This is a genomic window from Acidobacteriota bacterium, assembly GCA_016715115.1.
In the GTDB taxonomy this organism is placed as follows: Bacteria; Acidobacteriota; Blastocatellia; order Pyrinomonadales; family Pyrinomonadaceae; genus JAFDVJ01.
The window spans coordinates 794,699-814,850 of sequence record JADKBM010000011.1; the positions used below are offsets into that span (position 1 = coordinate 794,699).

Consider the following 20,152-nt stretch of genomic DNA (forward strand, 5'->3'; position numbering starts at 1 on the left):
ATCAAGTTGTCGGTTCTGCGGTCGGTTCATTTCGCTTAAGCTCTATTAACACTGAGTTTATGGCCCCGCCTATGAGAATGACGAGCGCCGTCAGATAGAGCCAAAGCATCAGAATAATCACCGCGCCGAGCGAACCGTAGGTTTTATTGTATGTATTAAAGTACTCGAGATAAAGGCGAAAGGCCGTTGTCAGCAACAACCAAAGCGCGATCGCGACGAACGAACCAGGCGTGATCCATTTCCAGTCAAGTTCCGGGAACGACGGCATCAGGTTGTAGATCAGTTCGCACGCGAAGAGCATTATCGCAAGCATCGCGAGCCATTCGACGGACACGAGGACGAGTGGGGAAGTGATCTGGAACCCAATCCAGCCAAGAGCGATCTGCACCAATTGCCAGCCGTAGAAGACCAAGCCGAGCACGACGGCTGCGAGGATCGTGAGCGCAAGCGTCATCCCGATCGAAAGTCCTTTGGTCTTGAGCCAGGAGCGTTTTTCACGGACTTCGTAAACGGAGTTGAGTGCGACCCGCAGACTGTCCATACCCGCCGACGCCGACCAGACGGCGATCAAGATCCCGAGCGTGAGTTTGCCGCCGGAACTGTTCGCAATGATCTCTTCGACGGTCTTCTGAACGAGGTCAAACGCCGTCAAGGGCATCAACTGCCTCATATAGGCGTAGAGTTCGGACTTGAGGTCGACGGTTGAATCGAGCACAAGGCCGAACAAAGAAACAAGAAAGAACAGCAGTGGGAAAAGTGAGAATGAAAAGTAAAAGGCGACTTGCGCCGCCCGACTGAAAATGTCGTCGTGAAACGCCTTCTTGTAAAGGAGTTTCACGAAGTCGACAAAATAAAAGATGGCGTCGATCATGCGTCGTCGGCGCTCTCCTAGCCGCGGATACGTTCGAGAAGGGTCATCATCAGCACGCTCAGCAGAACGCGTGTCTCTTCTTCCGGGGACATCTGTCCGACCGGTTCAAGCTCGAACTTGCCTTCAAGGAAAGCCGGCGTCTTTTTGAGCCGCGCAACCGGCGCTCCGTCCATACGCGAAACAAGATACGTCGGATTAAAAAGGTAACCAGAGAGAATGCCGACCAGCGGAATTTGGCCGAAAAGCGCATCCCCCACCTTGATCCAGCCATTCTCTTCATTGATCTTCATTACCTGGTTTCCCGAGGCGTCGAAGATCTCGTAGCTGGCCTTCCAGATCGAACGCATTCCCTTGCGTTTGATGGATCCGAGCCTATTTCCACGCGAATCCGTAAAGCCGTAATTGGCTGACCAGTCGATCACTCGGTCGGCCTTGATATTGAAAAGATGCTGCGTCTGTCCCTCGTCGGCGAAGATATTGATGTCTTCCTTCAGTTTGAACAGCTTTTGTTTGACATAGCCGATCAGGGTTCCGGATGCGTCCCGGACATAGATCTGGTTGGCGATGGCCAGGATCTTAAAGCTAAGCGATATGGGGTAATTCATCTTGATTGCTCCGTATAGTGAAAATTGAAAAGCGGCTTTATTGTAACGCAATTTCGGATCGTGTCGATAGTGGTCTTTGAGGATGGCGAAAGTGCCGATCAACCTGTTTAGGTCCGATGCCGCCTTGGACCATCGGAGGACGCGGCGGCCGGGGATCTTGGATTTTCGGCTTTCGATTTTGGATTTGTTTTGGATTTGTGATGATGGACGGTCCAGCGCCGGTCCGAATCGAAACTCGCAGTTTCGAACAAACCAAGAAAATGCAGGATTCGGGGATTTCCCGTGGACGGGCTCACGCCCACGGCTCGAATCTACTGTCGCTGCCGCGACTTCGGATTCTTGATTCAAAAACCTTACGGGAGAACGGTGACGGATGCGGAGATTCCGATGGCTTCGCCGAACGCCTGATTGTCCCGGCTGCCGGAGCCGCGCAGGCGCGGGGCGTGATCGTAAATCAGAACCAGTCCGCATACGCGTCCGATAACAGGTCTAGCGGAGCAAATCGGTGAAATTGTCAAACTGATCGTTGTTCAGTGCCATTTCAATACCATCCAACTCGTTTGTGAGTTGCGTCGCGAGTCCGGCAAGGGAAATGGGGATTTCGCCGGGACCCGCGACTAGGCCTTCTCCGACGGTCGCGAAAATCTCGGGTTTGAATTCGCGCCCGAATTCGTATGATAGTGCCAACGGGACGACGCGGCAGGGAACCAGGCGTTCGACAAGCCTCACAATGCCGGATTCGAATTCGAAGGGACGCGAGCGCGAGTGCAGAATTTTGCCCTGCGGAAAGATAAGAATGGCGCGACGCGGCTTCTGTTTCGCGACCTTCGCGGCATATTCGATGCTGGCAAGCGCTGAACGCGCGTTGTTCCGGTCGACCGAAAACGCGCCGAGTTTGCGGAAGAGCGGATACCTTCGCAGGTTTTCCTGCTCCATCATGACGAACATATCCGAGTCGGCACGTTTGAATAGCTCATAGCAGACGAGTCCGTCCCACCAACTCGAATGATTCGCGTAAACGATGGTCGGAAGTTCATTGTCCGCAAGGCTTTGCAGGTTTCGAACACGAAGCGAAGAGAACCGCCGCCGGAGCAGGTTGCGGTTATAGAGCCGGAACACCGTTTCAAACCAGGCGCTTTTCTTTGCCGTCAACATAGATGCGCGGGACACGTTTGCTGATGCCGCAGGTGATCTCGTAGGAGATCGTGCCGGCCTGACGGGCGACCGTTTCGGCCTTAATCGAGCCCGGTTCCGTTCCGCCGAAAATAATGACTTCGTCGTCGACCGCCACATCCGGGACGTCAGTGACATCTACGATCGTCCAGTCCATCGACACACGTCCGACGATGGCGGCGTTCCGGCCTTTGACGATGACTTCGCCGATGTTCGAGAGCGAGCGGGGAAGCCCGTCCTGATAGCCGATCGGAAGCGTTGCGATCAACGACTCGCGCCGTGTTACGAAGGTTCGCCCGTAACCCAGACTCTCGCCGGCCGGAACTGTTTTCAGATGGGCAATCCGTGTATGAAGGCTCATAACCGGCTTGAGCGGCGGCTTTTCGGCCTCGGGCGGCAAAACGTCGTCGCCGAGCCCGTAGAGAATCCCGCCGAGCCGAACCAGATTCCCGCGCGACGCGGGATGAACGATCGCTCCAGGAGAGTTTGCGAGATCCAGATAGACGGGATTGAATCCGCGAGCCCGGAATTTCGCAACGGAGGATTCGAATCGCTCGATCTGCTGCCCGGTGAACTCGTCGTCGCTCGGGTTGTCAGCGGCCGAAAAATGGGTCATCACTCCGACCACGCGTATGTTTCGCATCACGGCAAGCTTTTCGAGGAACTCGTCGAGTTCGTCCGGCCTCACGCCGACGCGCCCCATACCGGTGTCGATCTTAATGTGGACATCGGCGACGACGCCTCGGATGAACGCGGCGCGATCGAAGAGCGAGGCCTTCCTGATATCAAAAATGACCGGAGTGATGTGATTGTCGAGAAGAAGGTCTTCCTGCCCCGGCCAGAAACTCCCCAGGCACAGAATCAGCTTTCGGATCCCTGCCTGTCGAAGTTCCACGCCTTCTTGCGGGAGGGCGACGCCAAACCAGTCTATGCCTTCACGCTCCAGTCGGCGCGCGCATTCGACCGCGCCGTGTCCGTACGCGTCGGCCTTGACGACGGCCATATATTTTACGGAATCACCAATGAAGTTCCTGACCGAACGGAAATTGAAGCCGAGGTTCTCGAGGGAAATCTCGGCCCAGGTCGGTCGTTGAAGAGCAAGGTCGGACATTTCGGGACTTAAAGTAAAACTTAAGGTCGCGGAGAATTGCCTCGGAAATCACTTTAAGTGTCTGCGTGGCGACACTTAAAGTGATTTCTAGAGCGGGATATTGCCATGTTTCCGCGGCGGGTTCGACTCGCTCTTGTTTTGAAGCAGCGTCAGCGCCCGGATCAGCTTCGGACGGGTGTCTTTCGGTTCGATGACCTCGTCGACAAAACCACGCTCGGCGGCGACATACGGATTCGCGAATTTGTCGTTGAATTCATTGACCAGTTCCGTGCGCGTCTGTTCGGGATTCGTCGTTTCCATCAAATCCTTGCGGTATAGAAGTCCGACCGCTCCTTCCGCTCCCATCACCGCGATCTCGGCCGAGGGATAGGCGAAATTGATGTCGGTTCGGATATGCTTCGACGCCATAACGCAGTACGCCCCGCCGTAAGCTTTACGCGTGATGACCGTGATCTTGGGCACCGTCGCCTCGGCAAAAGCGTAAAGCAGCTTCGCTCCGTGGCGGATGATCCCGAAATGCTCCTGATTGACGCCGGGAAGGAACCCCGGAACGTCTTCGAACGTTATCAACGGAATGTTGAAGCAGTCGCAAAAACGCACGAACCGCGCGGCTTTGACCGACGCGTCAATGTCGAGGACGCCAGCCAGAAACGCCGGTTGATTGGCGACGATTCCCACCGAGAAACCTCCCAGACGCGCGAATCCGATGACGATATTGGCTGCGAAATGCTCCTGGATCTCGAAAAAGTAGTTGTCATCGACGACGTTTTTGATGATATCGCGGATGTCGTAGGGTTGATTCGAGGATTCCGGGACGACCGAATTGAGTTTTACGTCGGTACGGTTCGCCGGATCTTTGGTCGGAACGAACGGCGGATTTTCGCGGTTGTTCGACGGGACAAACGAAAGAAGTTCGCGCGTCAGGCGCAGCGCGTGCTCATCGGAGTCGGCCGCGAAATGCGCGACTCCGGATTTGGAATTGTGTGTCATCGCGCCGCCGAGTTCGTCCTTTGTAACCTCCTCGTGCGTTACGGTCTTGATGACGTCGGGACCGGTGATGAACATATACGAAGTATTCTTGACCATCACGTTAAAGTCGGTAATTGCGGGCGAATAGACGGCACCGCCGGCGCACGGCCCGAGAATGCAGCTGATCTGCGGCACAACGCCGCTCGCCAGCGTGTTGCGCAGGAAGATATCGGCATAACCGCCGAGGCTGACGACGCCTTCCTGGATCCGCGCGCCGCCGGAGTCGTTGAGTCCGACGACCGGTGCGCCGATCTTCATCGCGAGATCCATCACTTTGCAGATCTTTTCCGCATGGGTTTCGCTCAAGCTTCCGCCGAAAACGGTAAAATCCTGGGCAAAAACGAATACTGGCCGGCCGTCGAGAAGTCCGTGGCCGGTGATCACGCCGTCGCCCGGATACTTCTGTTCGTCGAGTCCGAAATCGTGCGAACGGTGAGCGACGAACTTGTCGAATTCCTCGAAAGTTCCTTCGTCAAGAAAGAACTCGACACGTTCGCGCGCGGTCATCTTTCCGCCCTTGCGCTGTTTTTCAAGGCGTGCGGCGCCGCCGCCTTGCTCCGCCTGCAGTGATAGCTCGTGCAGCCGGTCGAGTTTGTTTATAGGCTTTGTTTTCGCGTCCATATTTGTTTGAAAAATTAAATCGAATCCTTAAAATCAAAAGGGAATTCGCGTCGTTCGATGAGTTCGGTCAACCGTACCAACGCATTCTCGGCGCCGGCCCTTATCTCGTTCGAATATCCGTAAAGGCCGGCATTGTTCTCAAAATCCTCGCGGTCGAGCAGTTCGACGCGGAAATCCCTCCAGACAAGTACATCAAGGTCGAGATCCACGTAATCAAGCACACCGTCATCATATCTGGGCGGGAGATTAACGTTGCAGTAGTAGTTTCGAAGCGAGCCGTCAGGCTGATGAAAGCGGAACACGTTGTACCATTGGTCGAGCCAGTAATACTCGTAGGAAACCGTTCCGCCTCCGATAACGCCCAATTCCGGGTGAACGACTTCGGAATCGAAGACACCGCGGAAGAGCAAAAGCGAACCTACCTTCTCGATCAACTCCGCGGACCAACTCCGGTGTACTGAATTGTCAAATTTTCGCGCGTTGATCGTGACCTTCGAAGACATCGTTCATTCGCCGCTGCGGACCACGAGGACCGAACACGGAGCGTGATGCACGACCGAGTCCGAAACCGAACCCAGCAACAGCCGTTCCCAACTGTTGTAACCGTGCGAACCGACAATGATCAGGTCAGCGCCGAATTCCTCGGCCGTTTCAACGATCCGGCTCTCGGGCGAACCGTGCAGGACCTCGGTCGTCACTGTGACGTTTTTGCCGGCGAAGTATCCGGCGATTTTGTCTTTTGTATCCTCCAGAACCTTCAATGTATTTTCCTTGACCGCCGCCTCGATGTCGGTCGACGAAGGCAGATACCCGGCGTAAATGTCCATTGCCAGGGGAACAGCCATATCGACGACCGAAATAACCATGATTTCGTCGCCGTCGGCGAGACTCAGGGAGCGGACGATATTCACGGCCGCGTCACTGTGGCCGGTTCCGTCGGTTGCAAGAATCACTTTCATAATTGCCGTCTCCAGAATTTAATGCCTTTCTGTCTTAAGTCTATTACGTAACCGACAGATTCGGCAATTGCGCATTGCATGTCGATTTGCTGATCCCGGCGCCGCGGCAGTCGGTCAGGCGGGCCTGGATTTACTGAGCAGTTGCTTCAAGATCAGTCGTTCGGTTTCGGTGAACCCGCCGAAGAAAAGCCGATCCGCTTCCTTCCAGCGGTCGACGACCTCAGCCTCGACATTCCGGCCCATTTCCGTGAGGAGGACCGATACCGAACGGCCATCCGAGGCGCTTCGGGAAGAGGTTACAAAGCCTCGTTCGACCATCGTTTGGACCATCTTGTTGACCGTCGGCGCGGAAACGCCCAACTCGCGCGCGAGGTCCGCCTGCGTCCCGCCGTCCGTTTTCCAAAGTATCATCAGCAACGCGACCTGCCCGGCGTTCAGATCGAGCGGCGCGAAGAGCCTGTCTATGCCGACCCGAAATGCCGACGCCGCCTGGGCGAAAAGCACGGGAAGTTCGATCTGCGGGTCCGTTGAATCCATTGAATTAGTTAGCGCCCTAACGAAAAAGCGCGAAATAACAATTAGCCGGCTAATTGTTGAGGCAAAAGAAAGCGGTTGACGTCTTAAGTCAACCGCTTAAAGCACTTACATTAATCGCGGCCGCTCTTTTTCCAGTCGTTTAAGAACGATTCGAGGCCTTTGTCGGTGAGCGGATGTTTGACGAGCTGACGAATCACGTTGAAAGGAATCGTCGCCACGTCGGCCCCGGCGAGCGCCGAATCGACGATGTGCATCGGATGCCGTATCGAGGCCGCAAGGACTTCCGTCGCGAATCCGTAATTGTCATAGATCTGAACGATATCGCGGATCAACTGCATTCCGTCCTGTCCGATATCGTCGAGCCGGCCGATGAACGGAGAGATATAAGTTGCCCCGGCCTTCGCCGCGAGAAGCGCCTGAGCCGCGGAGAAGCAGAGCGTGACGTTGACTTTCGTCCCTTCCGAACGGAAAACGCGGGTCGCCTTGAGGCCGTCGAGCGTCAAAGGGCATTTGATCACGACGTTCGGCGCGATCTTGGCGAGCTCGCGTCCTTCACGCAACATCCCATCGGTGTCGAGCGCCGTGACCTCGGCCGAAACGTCGCCCTCGACGATCGCACAGATCTTCGCGATATGTTCTTTGAAGTCAACATTTCCTTCTCTCGCAACGAGCGACGGATTGGTCGTCACGCCATCGATCAGTCCAAGTTCGTTGGCCTCGCGGATCTCATCCAAATTCGCCGTATCAATAAAAAATTTCATAATCTCCTCGGAATCAAGTTACTGAATTTGAAAGCGTACCGACGCCTTCGATCTCGATCTCGCAGACGTCCCCGGGATTGAGTTTCGAAACCCCTGAAGGTGTTCCCGTGGCGATGATGTCGCCGGATCTCAAAGTCATCTGGTTCGAAATGTATCGTACCAAAAACCCGACGGGAAATGCCATCTGGGATGTCCTTCCGTCCTGCCGGATTTCGCCGTTGACCCGGCAGACGACCCGCAGGTCGGACGGGTCGGCTTCGGTCTCGATCGTTGCTCCGACCGCGCAGAACGTGTCAAAAGACTTTCCGCGCGTAAACTGTACGTCGCTCCTCTGAACATCACGCGCCGTGACGTCGTTCAGGCACGTGTAGCCGAAGACGTATTCGAACGGATCGTCGTCGGACGTCAATTTCGAGCACTCCTTCGAGATCACGACCGCCAGTTCGGCCTCGTGTTCAACCTGCTGCGATTGAACGGGAATGACGATCTGCCCGCGTTCCGTGATCAGCGACGAGGGCGCCTTCAAAAACAGGAGCGGTTCGGCCGGCATCGGATTTCCGAGTTCGGCGGCGTGTTCGGCGTAGTTCCGGCCGACGCAAACGATCTTCGAAGGCGACATCGGAGGCAGAAAGTCAACCAGCTCGGCGTCGACGCTGCGCGTAAGTTTGAGGCCGTCGCCCGTTTCTGAAAGGTCGTCGTTCTCAGGAAAAGGGAATATCCGGCCATTTTCAAAGGCGCCCCAGTATTCGCGTTCGTTGTACAAAAAGTGACAGATCTTCATAGTTCAAGGGACGTTGTCGCCGACGATCTCCGACGGGGAACTGACGTTTCCGAAGCGGTCGATCGCCGTCAGATAGTAGAAGTAAGCCTTGCCCGTCTCGACCGCTGCGTCCTGGTAGGTGTTCGTCGCGATCGGCGTTTGCGTCAGGAGTGTCCAGTCCTTAAGCGCCAATTCGCGATCTGTCGAGCGGTAAACGCTGTATCCGACGACGTCCGTTTCGGCGTTCGCGGCGAAAAAGATGGAGATCTGGCCCGGCGCCGCGGCAATCGTGATCGCGGACGGAGCCGCCGGCGCGAACGTGTCCTTCGGCGTTATCGAAAGCGTCGCCGAGTCCAGGCTCTCGACCGGTTGGGCGTTCACGCCGAGCGATACGGTTCTCACAATATAAGCATAGGATTTCCCGAACTCGAAGAATCGGTCGGAAAAGGAAACGTCGCCGACGGGAGTCTTGTTCAGCCTCCGCAACGCGCCGGACTCGACCCGGTAAACGTTGTAGCCAAGAATGTTGGCCGGCTCGGAACCGTCGATGTTGGACGCCGGTGCGCGCCACGTAACGTTTACCTGGTCTTGAGACAGCGTAAGCTCGGCGGCTGCGGGTGAACCGGCGACGCGGGCCGCAGGTTCGATCACGAAGAAGTTCGAATAGGCTGCCTTTTGCCCCGACTTGTTGGCGTAACGCGCGGCATATCTAAGCCGCGCCTTTTGACCTGCGAAACTCAAACTATCTTCAAACGTCATTTCCTTCCGGCCAAAGTCCGAAATACCTATGTCGACGGTCGCGATCAGCGTGCTTCTGGCGGCGAAATCCTCCTCGGTCAGCATCAACGGCGCGTCGAGCGGTTCTGCCAGCCTGTAGATATCGATCCGGTCGATGTTGAGCACGCTCGATTCGCCTGCGTTCCGCGCCGGCGTCGTCCAGGTGAGAATAATGCGATTCCCGCGCTGGACCGCCGAGATCTCCGCCTTCTGCGAAACACGCTCAACCGGTGGCACGGGCGGCGTCCGCTTACCGCAGGAAATAAGCAAAGCACAAAGTGTAAACGCTAGCAGTGTTTGCTTTTTAATCGCTTTAGATTGGTTAAGCATTAGTTTATGCAACAGCATTAAAGTATATAACGGCTCAGATCCTGGTCACGAACGAGTTCACCGAGTCGTTCCGAAACGAACGCGGCGCCGATGACCTGATGCTTAAGCTCGAGTTCGCCGCCGGCGAAACTGATCTCTTCCAGCAGTTTCTCGAGCAGAGTGTGAAGTCTCCGGGCGCCGATGTTTTCGGTGGCGCCGTTGATCTCGACGGCCATCTCGGCGATTCGCGCGATCGCGTCCTCCCTAAACTCAAGCGTTATGCCCTCGGTGTTAAGCAGTGCTTGGTATTGCTTAATAAGCGAATTCTTAGGTTGCGTGAGTATGCGCTTAAGGTCGTCAAGGGTTAAGGACTCGAGTTCGACGCGGATCGGAAAGCGACCCTGAAGTTCAGGGATGAGATCCGATGGTTTCGAAACGTGAAAAGCTCCCGCGGCGATAAACAGGATGTGTTCGGTGTTCACCAGGCCGTAACGCGTCGTGACGTTCGTTCCCTCGATGATCGGCAGAAGATCGCGCTGAACGCCTTCGCGCGAGACGTCAGGGCCGCTTCCCGATTCACGTCCGGCTATCTTGTCGATCTCGTCAAGAAAGACGATCCCCGAAGACTGCGTCTTTTCGATCGCCTGGCGCGTGATCTGTTCCATATCGACGAGGTTCTCCGTCTCGTCGCGAAGCAGAACGCTCCGGGCCTCGGCGATGCGTATCTTGCGCCGAACGGTCTTCGCCGGAAAGATCGAGCCGAACATATCCTTGATGTTGACTCCCATCTCTTCCATTCCCTGACCGCCCACGAAGTCGATCATCGTGTTCGAACGATCCTGGGTCTCGATCTCGATCTGGCGGTCGTCGAGTTCCCCGCGGCGGTACTGTTCGCGCAGTTTTTCCCGCGTCCGCGCTTGCGAAGGCGGCGCCGGCTCCGACAGTTCGGATTCGAAAGAATCCGAATAGCCGTAAGACGAGGCCGGCAGGAGAATATCAAGAATTCTCTCCTCGACGTTGAGATCCGCCTGTTCCCGGACTTCGACGATGGCGACCTGACGCGCCATATCGACGGCAACCTCCGTCAGTTCACGGATCATGCTCTCGACGTCGCGGCCGATGTATCCGACCTCGGTGAATTTTGAGGCCTCGATCTTGATGAACGGCGAATTCGCGAGGCGCGAAAGCCGGCGGGCGATCTCGGTCTTGCCGACACCGGTCGAACCGATCATCAGGATGTTCTTCGGCAGTACGTCGCGGGCGATGTCCGCCGGCAGTTTCTGGCGCCGTATGCGGTTGCGCAGGGCGACGGCCACGGCACGTTTGGCCGCCGTTTGGCCGACGACGTAGCGGTCGAGTTCGGCAACGATCTCACGCGGCGTCAGATCGTCAAGCTTGATTTGCTGCGGGTTTGTTTCTCCGCCGAGAAGAATCGCCATATTACTGCTCAATCTCTTCGATCACGAATTCGTTGTTGGTGTAGATGCAAATGTCGGCGGCGATCGAAAGCGCTTCGAGCGCGATCGCTCGCGCCGGCAGTTCCGTATGCTTGAGCATCGCGCGGGCGGCGGCGATCGCATACATGCTGCCGGAACCGACCGCCAGCAGGCCATCATCCGAAGAGATCACGTCGCCCTTTCCTGAAATCAGGAAAGCGCCGGTCTTGTCGGCGACAATGAGCAATGACTCGAGGCTCCGCAGATACTTGTCCGTGCGCCAGTCCTTGCTGAGTTCGACCGCGGCACGTTCCAGCTGTCCCTGAAACTGCTCGAGTTTGGTTTCGAAACGGCTCAGGAGGGTGAATGCGTCGGCCGTCGATCCGGCGAATCCCGCAAGCACCCGTTCGTTGAAGATCCGGCGGACCTTGCGCGCGTTGCCTTTGATAACGGTCTCACCAAGCGTCACCTGGCCGTCGCCGGCCATCGCGATCCGGCCGTCGCGTCTGACGAGCAGAACGGTCGTCGAGCGGATTCGTTTCTGTGAAGTGTTCCGGGACATTGTTCGATGATAAATCCTAAAATCCAAATGCTCAAATTGACAGAAGATAACCAGTTATTTGAACATTGAAGAGTTTATGGGAAAGCGACCGATAATCGGCATCACGATGCGGCTCGAGATCGATACGAACCGCTTTTATCTGGGGAGGGATTACAGCGAAGCGCTCGCCGGTTTGGGCGCGGTTCCTTTTCATATGAGTCTGATCCCGGACCCGGCCTATATCGGCGAAGTGCTGAAACTGGTCGACGGGGTTCTCCTTCCGGGCAGCGACACCGACATTGACCCTCTGATATACGGTGCCGAACCGCAGCCGCGGCTCAAAAAAACGGTCTCGCTCAAGGATGACACGGATCTGTTGGTCCTCGAACATATTGAACGCACCGGAATGCCGCTTCTCGCGATCTGCTACGGAATGCAGGCCTTGAACGTGTCGCGCGGCGGAACGCTCATCCAGGATATCGAATCGGAGATCGCTGATTGTTTGCGGCACGAGCAGGGTGTTCCGCTCGAGCGCAACTCCCACAGCCTGATGATCGCCCCCGATTCGGGATTGAAACGGCTCGCCGAGACGGCGACGGTAAACTCGCACCATCATCAGGCGGTGCGAAACGTGGGCCGCGATCTGCGGGCGACGGCCTGGGCAAAGGACGGCGTCATCGAATGCATCGAAGATACGCGCCCGGAACGTTTTGCCTTTGGTGTTCAGTGGCATCCGGAACTTTCCTGGAAGTCCGACAGACTCTCTCGACGAATCTTCGAGGAGTTTATCGGCGCCTGCGGACGGAGTGAAAAATAACCTGTGAAAATACGTGAACTAAACAGAGTTAAAATCGGATTGGAAAGAGGTTTAGCGGAGCATCGCGATCTTCTCGAAGGACGCGTCGGTTTGATCTGCAATCAGGCAAGCGTCGACCGCCTTTACAGACACGCTGCCGATCTCTTTTTCGAAGATAAGAGTATCGATCTGACGACGCTCTTCGGCCCGCAGCACGGAATCCGCGGCGACGTTCAGGACAATATGATCGAAACGGCGCACGGGGTCGACAAATACACCGGACTTCCGGTTTATTCGCTCTACAGCGAAACGCGGGAACCGACCGAAGAGATGTTGCGTAATACGGATGTTCTGGTCTTTGATCTGCAAGACGTCGGCTGCCGGGTCTATACTTTCATTTACACGATGGCGAATGCGATGATCGCGGCGGCGAAGTACGGCAAGCGGTTCGTCGTTCTCGATCGCCCCAATCCGATCGGCGGTCTCGCGCTTGAGGGGAATGTCCTCGAACCGGGGCACGAATCCTTTGTCGGGATGTACCCTATCCCGATGCGGCACGGGATGACCGTCGGCGAACTGGCGAGGATGTTCAACGAAGAATTCGGCATCGGCTGCGAACTCGAGGTGGTGGCGATGGACGGTTGGGACCGGTCGGCTTTTATGGACGAAACCGATGCCCCGTGGGTGATGCCGTCGCCCAATATGCCGACGGTCGATACGGCTCTGGTCTTTCCGGGAACGGTTTACTTTGAGGGCACCAAGTTATCGGAAGGCCGCGGGACCACCCGACCGTTCGAGATCGTCGGTGCCTCGTTCGTTGACCCGAACGCTTTTGCGTCAGCCTTGAAATCACTTGAACTCCCGGGCGTTATCTTTCGCCCGATAAAGTTCTTGCCGACCTTTCAAAAGGAGGCGGGAAATGAATGCGGCGGCGTTTTCGTTCACGTCACCGACAGGCTTGCGTTCGAGCCCGTGTTTACCGGGCTGGCGTTGATCAAGGCGTTGTTCGATCTCTATCCGGGCGATTTCCTTTGGAAAGACACGCCGTACGAATACGTCTATGACCGGAACCCGTTTGACGTAATTGCCGGAACGAACAGGGTGCGCGATCTGTTCGAACGGAAAGGGAGTTTTGAGGAACTGCGATCTATGTGTTCGGACGGAGTCGAGGAATTCGGCGCGAGACGCCGGCGATATTTGATTTATTAAAGTTGTTTCTAGAATCGTAACGCGTGTTTTGGCAATCGGTTACGGAGTATTATCGGGAGATCGTTTACATTGTTGGGAAGCAGACTATTAATGTAAACTGTCAACTAATTCAAGAGAAGAAATGAAAAACCCTTTCACCATCGGTGCCATTTCCTGGTTTTTGCCGGGAGTCGGGCACATCGTTCAGGGCAGATTGGTCCGTGGACTGATCATTGGCGGCGTAATCTGGACGATGTTCATCATCGCGGCCTACAGCGGCGGCCTCTACTACCCAGGATTTTCGTTCAAGGACGGTTCGCTTCTTTATTTGCTGAACATCTTTGCAAAGCTTGGAAACGGGCTTGGCGGACTGATCAGTTTTATAGGAGCTTCGGATCCGCCGAAAGGTGTCGCAGCGTGGGCCACCTTTGAATATGGTGGGCGCTTCATAGAAGTAGCCGGATTGCTTAATTATCTAGCCGTTATGGACGCGGCGGACATCAATTCGGGGAGGAAGGAATGATTCATTTTTCATATCTTGTGGGATTCAGCATCTTGGTGTCCGTCGCGTTCGCGCTCTATTTCGACGGCTCGACGAAAGAGCGCGTTCTTTACGGACTTAAGACGTTCGCTCAGTTCTTCCTGATAAGTCTGGCAATGGCCTGGGTCTTCTATTTTCTTCCCTGGTAACGAATGGGACTTCACGAAACCGAGGCGCTGGTGTTGAAAAGCTATGCACTGGCGGAAGCGGACAAGATCGTCGTTTTTTTGACGCGGACCCACGGCATAGTGCGGGGTGTGGCAAAAGGGGCGAAACGTCTGACGAGCCGTTTCGGCGGAAGTCTCGAACCGTTCTCGGTCGTCAGAATCGAGTTCTTTCAATCGGGTGACCGCGAACTGGTTACCGTTAAGGCCTGCGAGATAGTTGAATCGTTGTTCGACTATGCGTCAGACCCGACGGTCTTGGGGAGATTCTCCTATTTCTCCGAGATCCTGACTTCCTTTACGCCGCCTTTCGATCCGGACGACAGGCTTTTCCGAATGACCCGGCTTTGCATCGAGACGGCCGCCGCGAATCCGACAGCGGCCGACCGCATCGTGACCTACTTTGAACTTTGGGTGTTGCGGCTCGGCGGGTATCTTCCAACGTGGGATTCCTGCAGCATCTGCGGGCGGACTCTGGATTCATCTGAGGATGCAGCATTGCGCGCCGATTTCAGGCTTTCGTGTGGCAAATGCGAACGCGTACGGCAACAGAGCCATCTCCCTGCGGGAATCCGGGAGATCCTGGCGACTGCGCTAAAGTATCCACCCAAAGGGTTTATCGAGATGACTGAGGATCGTGAGGGGGAGTCAGCGGCACTGTCGGGGATACTCAAGCGAATAATCGGGACGATCCTCGGAAAAGAGAATTTTGCCGCCGGGAGCCAAAAGTAGGGACGAATGAAGAAGATCAGCTGGCAAATTTCGAAGTATCTGCTGACGAATGTCGGGCCGTACTTTTTGTTTTCCTGGCTTTTGCTGAGCGTCATTCTCTTTGTTCAGCAGGCGAGCCGGTTTGCCGATATTTTCTTCAATATCAACATACCGAAGGGCCTTATCTTTCAGCTGACGTTCGCTCTTTTGCCGAGTGTCGTCGCCTTCACGTGTCCGATGGCGATTCTGGTCGCGGTCGTGATCGGCCTCTCGAAGATGCAGGGAGACAGCGAGTTGACGGCGATCAGGGCCGCCGGTGTCGGGAATCTGCAGATCGCCCTGCCGATCGTCGTCTTCGGGTTGATTCTGGCGGGTTTCGCATTCCTCATCAATCTCAAGGGCGTACCGTTTGCATCGGGCATCGTCCGGAACATCGCGCTGCGGACGGCACTCTTGAAACTTGAATCACCGATCGAACCCGGGGTTTTCAACACCGAGATCAGCGGTTACACGGTTTACGTCCGGGAAGGGGAGATCGAAAAAGGGCTGTGGCGAAATATCTTCATCCACACCGAAGACAAGAAGACCGGTCAAACGCGTCTGATAACAGCGAGCAGCGGGCGGATCGATTCGACTTTCAACAACGGCGGCGAGATCGCGGAACTTGTGCTCGACAATGCCTCGGTCATCACCCTTCCGGCGTCGATCGGCGGGACGGAAAAGGTCGCGGCTGAGACACTAGGGGCGTTGCGGTTCGCGATCAAGACGCGTCGCGACGAGATCGTCAACCGACTCACCACATCACGGGAAACGCCGGAGGAACTCGGACTCGGCGAGTTGGCTCAGCTGGTGCGTTCGAGCGAGGGAAAGGAACGGGTCGAAGCGCAGATACTCTGGCAGCGACGAATCATTCTCTCAATTTCGCCTTTGGTTTTCGCATTGCTCGGCACGGCGTTGGTTCTCCGCTTCAATCGCGGCGGGCGTGGATTCGGCATCTTTCTCGCACTTGTCAGCCTGATCTCATACTACCTGGTCACGCTCCTCGGCGAACAGTTGACACGCACCGGTCGGATCGGAGCCGTGTTTTCGGGTTTCCTGCCGATCCTGTTGAGCGTTCTGGTCATCGCCTGGCTGTTCCTTTCTTCGAGATTTATGCGAAACGGCCTTGTAGCCCGATTGTCCCGACTCTTTTCGTTCAAGCCGGCCGCGAAGAAGGAGACGGTGGCGAGAGAAAACGTTTACCTCGATCTGACCACGGGCATCCGCGATTTCGACATCGCGGCGAATTTGGCCAAGTATTTTGCGTTGACAACGACGTTTCTGTCGCTGATCTATCTTATCTTCACGACGTTCGAACTCTGGAAGTTTGCCGGGTCGATCCCCGACGGAATCCCTCTGCTTTTGCGTTATCTGCTATTTCTGCTCCCGTTCCTGTACCTGCAACTGGCACCGTCGGCTCTGATGATCGCAACGCTCGCGACGTTCGTCATCAAGTCGAGAAGCAACGAGATCGTGACGTGGGCCGCGGCAGGACAGAGCCTCTATCGGCTTTTGGCTCCGTGTTTCGTCTTTATGATGCTTGTCGGACTTTTCAATTGGGGCGTCCAGGAGTTCGTCGCGCCCTTTACGAATCAGCGGCAGGATGAGTTGCGCTCGCAGATACGAAACCGCGGCACAAGTTCGGTAACGGATGGCAAGATATGGGTTGCGACGCGTTCACGGATCTACTCATTTGAAACATCCGGCGGCGGGGCGGCCGTAGATTCGGTGAGAAACATCTCGATCTACCAGTTTCGGGACGATGATCATCGGACGGAAAGCGTCTTGCGGGCGACGACGGCGGAATGGGCGAACGGCGAGGTCATTTTGAAGCAAGGGACACAGATTCGCCTTGAAGGGAATACGGCGGTCGAAGAGGCCCGGGCCGAGATGCGCGTTTCCGAATCCGATAACCCGTTTGGAAATCTGAGCGAGAAGCCGAATCATATGAGTTCGGCGCAAACATCGAAGCGTTTGGCCTCAGCCGACGCGGAATCGGAGGTGCGTTCACTTGGCGTCGCATTGAACAAGAAATACTCGACGCCATTCCTTCCGCTCCTCATTGCGCTTTTCACGGCACCTTTCGCCCTTTCGTTGAATCGTCGCGGAAAGGTCCTTACCGTTGGACTCGCGGTAGCCGTGTGGCTGGTCTATATGGCGGTCGCAAGCGGTTTTGAGCAATCCGCGTTGGGTGGAAGCCTGCCGCCGGCGGTCGCCGTTTGGATTCCTCTCGCGTTGTTCTCGGCACTTGGGATCTACCTTCTGACGAAAGTACGGACGTGAAGCAGTGCAGAGTGCAAAGTGCAATGCAGTGCAGAGTGCAATGCAGTGCATAGTGCAAAGTGCAATGCAGTGCATAGTGCAAAGTGCAATGCAGTGCAGAGTGCAAAGTTCAAAGTGCATAGTGAATCGGCTTTAGACCGTCTTCCACTATGCACTTTCCACTATGCACTTTCCACTATGCACTATGCACTATGCACTTTCCACTATGCACTATGCACTGAATTGCACTATGCACTGATCTAGGTTCCCGTTTCCCAGCTCGACATATACTCGAGCATTTCCGGTGTCAGGGTATCTATCGAAATTCCGAGCGAACGGAGTTTCAAAGACGCGATCTCCTGATCCACTTCCGAAGGCAGAACGTGAACGCCGGCCCCGAGGATGCCCTGATTCTTGACAAGGTATTCGGCCGAAAGCGCTTGGTTGGCGAACGACATATCCATCACACTCGCCGGATGGCCCTCCGCCGCTGCAAGGTTGATCAGTCGGCCTTCGCCAAGAACGATGACGCTCTTTGATCCGTCCTTGAAGCGATACTCTTCGACGAACGGCCGGCGTTTGGCAACCGGTTCGCACATATCACGGAGCGAGTCGAGGTTGAGTTCGAGGTCAAAGTGGCCGCTGTTGCAGACGATCGCGCCGTCTTTCATCGCCTCAAAATGTTCGCGGTCGATGACGTGGCGGTTCCCGGTGACGGTCACGAAGAAGTCGCCAACCTTGGCGGCTTCCGACATCGGCAGCACGCGCATTCCGTCCATCACCGCTTCGATCGCCTTGATCGGGTCGACTTCGGTGACGACGACATTCGCGCCCATTCCGCGGGCGCGCATCGCGCAGCCTTTTCCGCACCAGCCGTAGCCGACGACGACGAACGTTTTGCCGGCGAGCAGAATATTGGTCGCGCGGATGATCCCGTCGAGCGTCGACTGGCCGGTACCGTAGCGGTTGTCAAAGAAATGCTTGGTCTGCGCGTCGTTGACGGCGATCGACGGGAAGTTAAGCACTCCTGCCTTGACCATCGCGTTCAAACGGACGATTCCGGTGGTCGTCTCTTCGGTGGTTCCGATGATCGTTTTCGACAGTTCCGGTTTTTCCTTGAGCATCGTCGCGACGACGTCCGAGCCGTCGTCAATGATGATGTTCGGGTTCGAATCGAGCGCCATACGGACGTGCCTCATATAGGTATCGGTCGATTCGCCCTTGATGGCGAAAACCGGAATTCCCCAATCGGCGACGAGCGAAGCCGCGACGTCGTCCTGGGTTGACAGCGGGTTGGACGCGATCAGAATCGCTTCCGCGCCGCCGGCTTGCAGCGTGCGCGCAAGATTTGCCGTTTCGGTGGTGATGTGCGCGCAGGCGACGAGCTTAATGCCGGCGAGCGGCTTCTCAGCTTCAAAGCGCTCGCGGATCAAGCGCAGAACGGGCATCTCCCGGTCCGCCCATTCGATTCTTTGTTTGCCCTGCGGAGCAAGGCTGATGTCTTTGATATCGTATTCCATTGATATTCCTTCTTGTGCCATAACGGATTTTAGATTTTAGATTTTAGATTCTAGATTTTAGATTTCGGATTTCGGATTTCGGATTTAGGATTTCGGATTTCGGATTTCGGAATTGAGTCTGCTGTTGTTTGTTGCGAAAAAGGCAGAGACCATATCTCTGCCTCAGGAAAACAATCGCAAATCGAAAATCCAAAATCGCAAATGACTAGACTCCCGACGCCGCTCCGAGGGCGTCCGTCCTCAACTTCTCGGCCTTATCGGTCACTTCCCACGTGAATTCGTTGTCGGTTCTTCCGAAATGGCCGAATTTCGCGGTCTGTTTGTAGATCGGGCGACGCAGCTGGAGCGCCTCGATGATGTCGCTCGGCGTCAGCTTGAAATTGTTGCGGACGATCTCCGAAAGCTTTTCGTCTTCGACCCGCCCCGTTCCGTGCGTGTCTACGAGAACCGAAACAGGTTCCGCCACCCCGATCGCGTATGCCAGCTGGACCGTGCATTTTTCGGCGAGTCCGGCGGCGACGATGTTCTTCGCAATGTAGCGCGCCATGTAAGCCGCCGAACGGTCGACCTTCGTCGGATCCTTGCCCGAAAACGCGCCGCCCCCGTGCGGTGCGTAGCCGCCGTAGGTGTCAACGATGATCTTGCGTCCGGTCAGTCCGGCGTCACCCATCGGGCCGCCGACGACGAAACGTCCGGTCGGATTGATGTGATATTTCGTATTTTCGTCAAGCAGTTCCGGCGCGACGGTTGTCTTTATGATCTTCTCCATAACGTCAGCCCGAAGTTGCTCGGTCGTCACGTCATCGGAATGCTGGGACGAAATGACAACCGCCTCGCAGCGGAACGGTCGTCCGTCACGATACTCGATCGTCACCTGGGATTTTCCATCCGGCCGAAGATACGGGAGTTCCCCCGAACGGCGCGAATCCGACAAGCGCTTCGTCAGATTATGAGCGAGTTGGATCGGAAGCGGCATCAGTTCCGGAGTTTCGTTGCACGCAAACCCGAACATAAGTCCCTGGTCGCCGGCGCCGCCGGTATCGACGCCCTGCGAAATGTCCGGCGACTGCGTTCCGACGGCGTCGATGACGCTCAAGGTGTTGCAGTCGTAACCGTACGACGCATCGTTGTAGCCGATGTCGTCGATCGTGTCGCGGACGATCTTCTTGTAATTGACAGACGCATTCGTCGTGATCTCTCCGGCGATGACCGCGAGACCGGTCGTGACGAGCGTTTCGCAAGCCACGCGTCCCATCGGATCCTGTTCGAGGATCGCGTCGAGAACCGCATCGGAGATCTGATCGGCGATCTTGTCCGGATGGCCTTCCGTAACGGATTCGGAAGTGAATAAAAAGTTAGCGTTGCTCAAGTTATTTAAAGCTCCTTTCCTTAGAGAAAAATATTTTATTCAGGTTAGAATAACAAAACCAAAATTTTAACT

21 protein-coding genes are annotated in these 20,152 nt (G+C 55.8%); 6 read left to right on the forward strand and 15 right to left on the reverse strand.

Annotation, left to right across the window (positions count from 1 at the left end):
* Window position 1: 1 nt before the first annotated feature.
* The 13 genes from IPN69_12105 to hslV all read right to left on the reverse strand — a co-directional run bounded on the left by IPN69_12105 (window position 2) and on the right by hslV (window position 11,511).
* Window positions 2-871: a YihY/virulence factor BrkB family protein gene (locus IPN69_12105; protein MBK8811459.1), complete on the reverse strand. Its 870-nt coding sequence runs from the start codon at window positions 869-871 to the stop codon at window positions 2-4.
* Between the two features lie 17 nt (window positions 872-888).
* A complete protein-coding gene (locus tag IPN69_12110; protein MBK8811460.1) occupies window positions 889-1,476 on the reverse strand; it encodes a hypothetical protein in 588 nt (195 codons plus the stop codon).
* Between the two features lie 489 nt (window positions 1,477-1,965).
* Window positions 1,966-2,631, reverse strand: a complete 666-nt coding sequence (locus tag IPN69_12115) for a lysophospholipid acyltransferase family protein (protein ID MBK8811461.1) — start codon at window positions 2,629-2,631, stop codon at window positions 1,966-1,968.
* Window positions 2,600-3,760 carry an alanine racemase gene (gene alr / locus IPN69_12120; protein MBK8811462.1) on the reverse strand — a complete coding sequence of 387 codons (1,161 nt, stop codon included), beginning with the start codon at window positions 3,758-3,760 and terminating at the stop codon, window positions 2,600-2,602. Before alr ends, IPN69_12115 begins: the two co-directional genes overlap by 32 nt.
* A gap of 87 nt (window positions 3,761-3,847) precedes the next feature.
* Window positions 3,848-5,410, reverse strand: a complete 1,563-nt coding sequence (locus IPN69_12125; protein ID MBK8811463.1) for an acyl-CoA carboxylase subunit beta — start codon at window positions 5,408-5,410, stop codon at window positions 3,848-3,850.
* Between the two features lie 14 nt (window positions 5,411-5,424).
* Complete coding sequence (locus tag IPN69_12130) at window positions 5,425-5,913, reverse strand: DUF402 domain-containing protein (GenBank protein ID MBK8811464.1); 489 nt, start codon at window positions 5,911-5,913, stop codon at window positions 5,425-5,427.
* 3 nt (window positions 5,914-5,916) lie between these two features.
* The gene (locus tag IPN69_12135) at window positions 5,917-6,369 is read right to left on the reverse strand and encodes a universal stress protein (protein ID MBK8811465.1); all 453 of its coding nucleotides are present in this window, start codon (window positions 6,367-6,369) and stop codon (window positions 5,917-5,919) included.
* Window positions 6,370-6,483: 114 nt separating this feature from the next.
* The gene (locus tag IPN69_12140; protein MBK8811466.1) at window positions 6,484-6,906 is read right to left on the reverse strand and encodes a MarR family transcriptional regulator; all 423 of its coding nucleotides are present in this window, start codon (window positions 6,904-6,906) and stop codon (window positions 6,484-6,486) included.
* A 110-nt stretch (window positions 6,907-7,016) separates the two neighbouring features.
* On the reverse strand, window positions 7,017-7,667 hold the full coding sequence (gene fsa, locus IPN69_12145) for a fructose-6-phosphate aldolase (protein ID MBK8811467.1): 651 nt from the start codon (window positions 7,665-7,667) through the stop codon (window positions 7,017-7,019).
* Window positions 7,668-7,680: 13 nt separating this feature from the next.
* A complete protein-coding gene (locus IPN69_12150; GenBank protein ID MBK8811468.1) occupies window positions 7,681-8,448 on the reverse strand; it encodes a fumarylacetoacetate hydrolase family protein in 768 nt (255 codons plus the stop codon).
* Between the two features lie 3 nt (window positions 8,449-8,451).
* Complete coding sequence (locus IPN69_12155; protein ID MBK8811469.1) at window positions 8,452-9,441, reverse strand: hypothetical protein; 990 nt, start codon at window positions 9,439-9,441, stop codon at window positions 8,452-8,454.
* Window positions 9,442-9,551: 110 nt separating this feature from the next.
* A complete protein-coding gene (hslU, locus tag IPN69_12160) occupies window positions 9,552-10,952 on the reverse strand; it encodes an ATP-dependent protease ATPase subunit HslU (protein MBK8811470.1) in 1,401 nt (466 codons plus the stop codon).
* Between the two features lies 1 nt (window position 10,953).
* The gene (gene hslV / locus IPN69_12165) at window positions 10,954-11,511 is read right to left on the reverse strand and encodes an ATP-dependent protease subunit HslV (GenBank protein ID MBK8811471.1); all 558 of its coding nucleotides are present in this window, start codon (window positions 11,509-11,511) and stop codon (window positions 10,954-10,956) included.
* Between the two features lie 58 nt (window positions 11,512-11,569).
* Between hslV and IPN69_12170 the strand changes: the two genes are divergently transcribed.
* The 6 genes from IPN69_12170 to IPN69_12195 all read left to right on the forward strand — a co-directional run bounded on the left by IPN69_12170 (window position 11,570) and on the right by IPN69_12195 (window position 17,212).
* On the forward strand, window positions 11,570-12,307 hold the full coding sequence (locus IPN69_12170) for a gamma-glutamyl-gamma-aminobutyrate hydrolase family protein (GenBank protein MBK8811472.1): 738 nt from the start codon (window positions 11,570-11,572) through the stop codon (window positions 12,305-12,307).
* Window positions 12,308-12,316: 9 nt separating this feature from the next.
* Window positions 12,317-13,495, forward strand: coding sequence for a DUF1343 domain-containing protein (locus IPN69_12175; GenBank protein ID MBK8811473.1), 1,179 nt, complete (start codon window positions 12,317-12,319; stop codon window positions 13,493-13,495).
* 121 nt (window positions 13,496-13,616) lie between these two features.
* Window positions 13,617-13,997, forward strand: coding sequence for a hypothetical protein (locus tag IPN69_12180; protein ID MBK8811474.1), 381 nt, complete (start codon window positions 13,617-13,619; stop codon window positions 13,995-13,997).
* Entirely contained in the window at window positions 13,994-14,164 is a 171-nt protein-coding gene (locus IPN69_12185) for a hypothetical protein (protein MBK8811475.1), read from the forward strand. Before IPN69_12180 ends, IPN69_12185 begins: the two co-directional genes overlap by 4 nt.
* 3 nt (window positions 14,165-14,167) lie before the next feature.
* Window positions 14,168-14,911 (forward strand): DNA repair protein RecO, encoded by a 744-nt coding sequence (recO, locus tag IPN69_12190; protein MBK8811476.1) that lies wholly within the window; start codon window positions 14,168-14,170, stop codon window positions 14,909-14,911.
* 6 nt (window positions 14,912-14,917) lie between these two features.
* Complete coding sequence (locus tag IPN69_12195) at window positions 14,918-17,212, forward strand: LptF/LptG family permease (protein MBK8811477.1); 2,295 nt, start codon at window positions 14,918-14,920, stop codon at window positions 17,210-17,212.
* A gap of 239 nt (window positions 17,213-17,451) precedes the next feature.
* Here the strand turns inward: IPN69_12195 and IPN69_12200 are convergent, their stop codons facing one another.
* Both IPN69_12200 and IPN69_12205 read right to left on the reverse strand, forming a co-directional pair.
* A complete protein-coding gene (locus IPN69_12200; protein MBK8811478.1) occupies window positions 17,452-18,732 on the reverse strand; it encodes an adenosylhomocysteinase in 1,281 nt (426 codons plus the stop codon).
* 184 nt (window positions 18,733-18,916) lie between these two features.
* The gene (locus IPN69_12205) at window positions 18,917-20,080 is read right to left on the reverse strand and encodes a methionine adenosyltransferase (protein MBK8811479.1); all 1,164 of its coding nucleotides are present in this window, start codon (window positions 20,078-20,080) and stop codon (window positions 18,917-18,919) included.
* Window positions 20,081-20,152 lie beyond the last annotated feature (72 nt).

Bases quoted from the DNA above. Each gene is read 5' to 3' on its own strand.
- IPN69_12105 (MBK8811459.1), bottom strand. From the start codon at position 871: ATGATCGACGCCATCTTTTATTTTGTCGACTTCGTGAAACTCCTTTAC.
- IPN69_12110 (MBK8811460.1), bottom strand. From the start codon at position 1,476: ATGAATTACCCCATATCGCTTAGCTTTAAGATCCTGGCCATCGCCAAC.
- IPN69_12115 (MBK8811461.1), bottom strand. From the start codon at position 2,631: ATGTTGACGGCAAAGAAAAGCGCCTGGTTTGAAACGGTGTTCCGGCTC.
- alr (MBK8811462.1), bottom strand. From the start codon at position 3,760: ATGTCCGACCTTGCTCTTCAACGACCGACCTGGGCCGAGATTTCCCTC.
- IPN69_12125 (MBK8811463.1), bottom strand. From the start codon at position 5,410: ATGGACGCGAAAACAAAGCCTATAAACAAACTCGACCGGCTGCACGAG.
- IPN69_12130 (MBK8811464.1), bottom strand. From the start codon at position 5,913: ATGTCTTCGAAGGTCACGATCAACGCGCGAAAATTTGACAATTCAGTA.
- IPN69_12135 (MBK8811465.1), bottom strand. From the start codon at position 6,369: ATGAAAGTGATTCTTGCAACCGACGGAACCGGCCACAGTGACGCGGCC.
- IPN69_12140 (MBK8811466.1), bottom strand. From the start codon at position 6,906: ATGGATTCAACGGACCCGCAGATCGAACTTCCCGTGCTTTTCGCCCAG.
- fsa (MBK8811467.1), bottom strand. From the start codon at position 7,667: ATGAAATTTTTTATTGATACGGCGAATTTGGATGAGATCCGCGAGGCC.
- IPN69_12150 (MBK8811468.1), bottom strand. From the start codon at position 8,448: ATGAAGATCTGTCACTTTTTGTACAACGAACGCGAATACTGGGGCGCC.
- hslU (MBK8811470.1), bottom strand. From the start codon at position 10,952: ATGGCGATTCTTCTCGGCGGAGAAACAAACCCGCAGCAAATCAAGCTT.
- hslV (MBK8811471.1), bottom strand. From the start codon at position 11,511: ATGTCCCGGAACACTTCACAGAAACGAATCCGCTCGACGACCGTTCTG.
- IPN69_12180 (MBK8811474.1), top strand. From the start codon at position 13,617: ATGAAAAACCCTTTCACCATCGGTGCCATTTCCTGGTTTTTGCCGGGA.
- IPN69_12185 (MBK8811475.1), top strand. From the start codon at position 13,994: ATGATTCATTTTTCATATCTTGTGGGATTCAGCATCTTGGTGTCCGTC.
- recO (MBK8811476.1), top strand. From the start codon at position 14,168: ATGGGACTTCACGAAACCGAGGCGCTGGTGTTGAAAAGCTATGCACTG.
- IPN69_12195 (MBK8811477.1), top strand. From the start codon at position 14,918: ATGAAGAAGATCAGCTGGCAAATTTCGAAGTATCTGCTGACGAATGTC.
- IPN69_12200 (MBK8811478.1), bottom strand. From the start codon at position 18,732: ATGGCACAAGAAGGAATATCAATGGAATACGATATCAAAGACATCAGC.